This is a genomic window from Aurantimonas sp. 22II-16-19i, assembly GCF_002088275.1.
Lineage (GTDB): Bacteria > Pseudomonadota > Alphaproteobacteria > Rhizobiales > Rhizobiaceae > Jiella.
Genome location: NZ_AQQS01000073.1, coordinates 1 through 2,986, shown reverse-complemented (window position 1 = coordinate 2,986; position 2,986 = coordinate 1). Strand labels below are relative to the sequence as shown.

Below are 2,986 nucleotides of genomic sequence, written 5' to 3'. Positions count from 1 at the left end.
ACGAAGCGGATGGTGCGCGGTTCTGTGGGAGCACCGAAGATCGCATCGGGTGCACCTTCCTCGACGATTTCGCCGGCCTCGAGAAAGGCGACGTGGCTCGCGAGGCTGCGGGCGAGCCTGAGGTCGTGCGTCGCCATCAGCATCGTCGCGCCGTCTTTCGCCAGCGTCCGCAGAACGTCGACGACCTCCTCGGCGAGTTCCGGGTCGAGTGCCGACGTGGGCTCGTCACAGAGGATCAGGGCGGGCGATGGGGCGAGCGCCCGAGCAATCGCCACGCGCTGCTGCTGACCGCCCGACAGCGTCGCCGGCCAGGCTTCCGCCTTCTCCGACATGCCCACCTGGTCGAGGAGCGCCATGGCTCGTTCGCGAGCCTTCGCCTTCGGCCACTTCTGCACCGTCACCAGCGCCTCCATCACGTTCTCGGCGACCCGCTGGTGCGGAAAGAGCTGGAAGTTCTGGAAGATCATGCCGGTGCGCCGACGCAGCCGCAGGACGTCCGACTGCGATGGTCGCCGCTTGCCCGAAAACTCCAGCCTGACGTCGCCGATCTCCACGGTTCCGGCATCAGGGGTCTCGAGCAGGTTGGCGCAGCGCAGGAGCGTGCTCTTGCCGCTTCCCGACGGCCCGATGAGGGCCGTCACGGCGCCTTCCTGGACCGCGAGGTTCACGCCCTTCAGGACGAGATTTCCCGAAAAGCTCTTCTCGATGCCGGACAGGCGGATCATCGGGCCCGCTCCATGAACCCGCCATGACGCCCGAAGCGGACTTCCAGCCGGCCCTGCAGCGCCGTGAGAATGGAGGAGAAAATGAGATAGATCAGCGCCGCCTCGATATAGAGGATCAGCGGCTCGTAGGTGACGGCAACGATCCGCTGGGCCTGCTGGAACAGCTCCGGCACCGTGATCGCCGCGGCAAGCGAGGTGTCCTTCACGAGAGAGATGAACGTGTTGCCGAGCGGCGGCACGGCGACACGCGTCGCCTGCGGCAGGATCGTCCGGCCCAACGCCTGGCGCGTGGTCATGCCGATCGAGTAGGCGGCTTCCCATTGGCCTCTCGAGATCGAGGTCAATGCCGCGCGGATGACCTCCGAGCTGTAGGCGCCGACATTCAGGGTGAAACCGATCAGCGCGGCCGGGAAGGCGTCGATCAGGATGCCGGCACTGGGCAGTCCGTAGAAGATGACGAAGAGCTGCACCAGAAGCGGTGTCCCGCGAATGATCCAGACGTAGAAGCCGGCTACCGCCGCCAGCGGCTTCGGCGCGAACAGCCGCACCACCGCCGTCAGCAGTCCGACCGCAAGCCCGAGACCGAACGACAGGATCGCCAGTGGGACGGTGAAGACGAGCCCGGCACGCAAAAGCGGCCAGAACGACGTCAGCATCAATTGCAGCCAGTCGGGCAAAACGGCCTCTTTGCTCAGGTGGTGTGGATGTCATGGGATCCGACGGCAGGTCGCGCCGTGCCGCCGGATGAGAGCCGAGGGGTGTCCTACTGGGACACGTCCTCACCGAAATACTTGTCGGAGATCCGCTTGTAGGTGCCGTCTGCCTTGATGTCCTTCAGGGCATCGTTGATTGAGGCAACGAGGTCCGGATGGCCCTTCTGGACGATGATGCCGGAGGCGGCGGCTTGCGCTTCCGCCGCGACCGCGTTCACCGGCGCATCCGGCTGCTGCTTCTTGAAGTCGAGGAAGGAGAGGCTGTCGTTGACGGTCGCGTCGGCCCGGCCGGTGATGACCAACTGGATCGACTGGTCGAAGCCATCGGTCGCAACGAGCGTCGCCCCCGCCTTCTCGGCCATCTTGCCGTAGTTCGAGGTCAGCGACTGGGCGGCGCGCTTGCCCTCCAGGTCCTCGAACCCCTTGATCTCCTCGTTGCCGTCCTTGACGATCAGCACCGCCTTCGAGACGATGTAGGGATCGGAGAAGTCGAAGCGCTGCTGGCGCTCGGGGGTGATGCCGACCTGGTTGATCACCGCGTCGTAGCGGTCGGCGCTCAGGCCAGCGATCAGCCCATCCCATTTGCCCTCGACGAATTGCGGCTCGACGCCGAGGCGCCTGGCGACCTCCTCGCCGATCTCGACGTCGAAGCCGACAAGCTTGCCCGAGGCGTCGTGGTAGGTGAAGGGCGCGTAGGTGCCCTCCGTGCCGACGCGGAAGACGCCGGACTGCTTGATATCCTCGAGGCTGCCAGCGGATGCCGGTGCCGCGGCGACGATCGCGAGCGAGACGAGGGCGAGGAATTGCTTCTTCATGAAATTCTTTCCTGGTCGGACTGGTTGGGACGTATTTGAGCCAGAGGGGTCCCGTTCTCAAGGAAGCCTGTTCTTTTACCGCCTGCTGCGGAGAACTTTCGTTTTCTCCCTGAGACGAGGCCTCGGGCCGCAGCGCCGATCGGCGAGGTGAGCCGTTGATCTCTGTCAGAAACAATGGGGGCAGGTCGGAGTGCCGGCGAAAAGCGCATGGGTCTTCCCCTCGTCACGCACAGCCAAGGGCGTCGGCGACCTCCAGCAAGGAGTCGGCGATCCCATCCCAGTTCGACCGAGGCTCGAGATCGGTGGTCTGGTCCGGCCCGTGCTCCCGCGGGCGTCGCACGAAAATCGTGCGAAAGCCGAGCGCCCGCGCCGCAGCAAGGTCCGCGTTGTGCGCGGCGACCATGGCGATGCGCTCGGGCGGAAGGCCGACGGCCGCGGCCGATCTGAGGTAGGCCTCGGGCTGCGGCTTATAGCTTCTCGCCACCTCGGCGCCGACGATGACGTCCCAGGGAAGCCCGCCGAACCGCGCAAGGTTCATCATGCCCGCCATGTGTCCATTCGAAATGGGGCCGATCGCGAAGCGGCGCTTCAGGCGCGCCAGACCCTCGACGCTGTCCGGCCAAGGGTCGAGCCTCTCCCAGGCGAGGTTCAGGTCGGCTAGTTCGGCTTCCGGAACCTGCCGGACGTCTACTCCGTGGCGCGCGAGCACCGTCTCCAGATTCTCGCGGTTGAG

4 protein-coding genes are annotated in these 2,986 nt (G+C 65.8%); all 4 read right to left on the bottom strand.

The annotated features are described in order from the left end of the window. A partial coding sequence (locus tag ATO4_RS26575; RefSeq protein ID WP_083595101.1) for an amino acid ABC transporter ATP-binding protein occupies nucleotides 1-725 on the bottom strand: 725 nt, incomplete at its 3' end. Then, nucleotides 722-1,402, bottom strand: a complete 681-nt coding sequence (locus ATO4_RS26570) for an ABC transporter permease subunit (RefSeq protein WP_083595100.1) — start codon at nucleotides 1,400-1,402, stop codon at nucleotides 722-724. The genes ATO4_RS26570 and ATO4_RS26575, both read right to left, overlap by 4 nt. Nucleotides 1,403-1,488: 86 nt before the next feature. Beyond that, nucleotides 1,489-2,253 (bottom strand): amino acid ABC transporter substrate-binding protein, encoded by a 765-nt coding sequence (locus ATO4_RS26565; RefSeq protein WP_083595099.1) that lies wholly within the window; start codon nucleotides 2,251-2,253, stop codon nucleotides 1,489-1,491. A gap of 223 nt (nucleotides 2,254-2,476) precedes the next feature. Then, nucleotides 2,477-2,986: HAD-IA family hydrolase (locus ATO4_RS26560; protein WP_139802733.1), on the bottom strand; the 510-nt coding region annotated here is incomplete at its 5' end.